The 1,345-nt window shown below is 42.1% G+C and carries 2 protein-coding genes; both read left to right on the top strand.

Going from position 1 to position 1,345, the window contains the following annotated elements; translation table 11 throughout:
* Positions 1 to 47 precede the first annotated feature (47 nt).
* The gene (locus DFP80_RS20555; protein ID WP_113918661.1) at positions 48 to 575 is read left to right on the top strand and encodes a helix-turn-helix domain-containing protein; all 528 of its coding nucleotides are present in this window, start codon (positions 48 to 50) and stop codon (positions 573 to 575) included.
* On the top strand, positions 476 to 1,345 hold an 870-nt coding region (locus tag DFP80_RS20605), incomplete at its 3' end, for an IS3 family transposase (RefSeq protein ID WP_181799895.1). The genes DFP80_RS20555 and DFP80_RS20605, both read left to right, overlap by 100 nt.

Here is a 1,345-nt window from a genome sequence, read left to right as displayed (position 1 = left end):
TGAAGTGACCCCCAATAGTTGGACAAACAACATTGGGGGTTCTTTTTATGTCAAAGTACAGTCGTGCTTTTAAAATCACATTAGCTCAGCAATGCCTTAACGGTGTTTCATCACCAAGGGCTCTTGGAAAGCAACTGTCTATTCCATACAGTCAGATTCGCTATTGGAGCAAGGTCTATAGCTTTAATGGTGAAGAATCCTTTCTACCACCAAAATTCCCTCGTACCGCTAAAGATAAAGCCGATATTCTTAAAAGAATGTGGTCAGAAAATTGGTCATTAACTTACACAAGTGCCTTTTATAATCTCCCCTCTCCCGGTACGCTTTCGGTGTGGCTACGTGAGTTTGATCAATCAGGACTCCAAGGCCTTCAACCAAAGAAGCGAGGGTGTCCTTCCATGAAAAAACAGAACCAAGAATCAAACGATAAGTCTATTGATGAAATGACATTAGAAGAGCTTCGTGACGAGTTGGAATATCGTCGAACGGAGGTAGCTGTTCTAAAAAAGTTAGAAGCCTTGGACGAAATGAAACGCCAACAAGCCAAGAAAAAGCGTCAATCGCCCAAGGGTTAAGAGATCGGTTTAAGTTGCCGAATTTACTTCGATCGTTGTCACTGCCGCGTAGTGTGTTTTATTACCATTGCCAGCGATTAACGCAATTAGATCAGTACGCAGAAGCGAAGGAAAAGATACGAGAGATCTTCCATAAGCATAAAGGCCGTTATGGTTATCGGCGTATCACCTCTGAGCTTCGTAGAGCCAAAATAGGGCTGAATCATAAAACAGTGCAAAGGCTGATGAGGTTATTAGGGCTTAAATCTAAGGTACGGCCTAAGCGCTATCGTTCTTATCGAGGCGAAATAGGACGCATCGCGGACAATCTCTTATGCCGAAATTTTAAAGCGTCCAGGCCGAACGAGAAGTGGGTCACCGACGTGACAGAGTTTAATGTTAAAGGGCAAAAAGTATACTTGTCTCCAGTGATTGATCTGTTTAATCAAGAAGTAATTGCCTACAGAATTAAAAAGACAGCGCATTTACCACTCGTGACCGACATGCTAAAAGAAGCCATAGATGGTCTTAAAGAAGGAGAAGCACCGATCTTACACAGTGACCAAGGTTGGCAGTACCAGCAAAAGCAAACACGGCATATTTTGGAAAAACATGGTCTACAACAAAGTATGTCGCGAAAAGGGAATTGTTTGGACAATGCTGTCGCTGAGAACTTTTTTGCCTTACTAAAAACAGAAATGTTCCATGGCGAAACCTTCGAGGACGAAGATGATCTGATCCAAGAACTTGAAGAGTATATTGATTACTACAATACGAAACGAATAAAAATG

It is taken from the genome of Marinomonas rhizomae (genome assembly GCF_003315485.1).
Lineage (GTDB): Bacteria > Pseudomonadota > Gammaproteobacteria > Pseudomonadales > Marinomonadaceae > Marinomonas > Marinomonas rhizomae.
Note: the sequence above shows the minus strand (reverse complement) of the source record. Positions and strands in the feature narration are given on the sequence as shown.

Bases quoted from the DNA above. Each gene is read 5' to 3' on its own strand.
- DFP80_RS20555 (WP_113918661.1), top strand. From the start codon at position 48: ATGTCAAAGTACAGTCGTGCTTTTAAAATCACATTAGCTCAGCAATGC.